1 protein-coding gene is annotated in these 237 nt (G+C 47.3%); it reads left to right on the forward strand.

Going from position 1 to position 237, the window contains the following annotated elements; genetic code table 11:
- On the forward strand, positions 1–237 hold a 237-nt coding region (locus ACVA53_RS25160; RefSeq protein ID WP_446506643.1), incomplete at both ends, for a hypothetical protein.

Genomic DNA, 237 nt, shown 5'->3' on the forward strand with positions numbered 1-237 from the left:
GCCAGGTCAGGTCATTCGCCAGTCACCGGCAGCTGGTTCGACCTATGATTTGACTTCTAATCATAAGATCAAGCTGACAGTGGCCAAAGAAGTAACTAGTGTGTCCATGCCTGACTTTGGCAGCATGCAGTACACCTACGCCAATGCTCGTTCTTACTTGATTCAAATGGGAATTTCTTCTTCCCGAATTGAACGAGTTGTTGACCGTTCGGTCACTTCTACTCAGGCTGATTTGGT

The organism is Photobacterium sp. DNB23_23_1 (genome assembly GCF_052873815.1).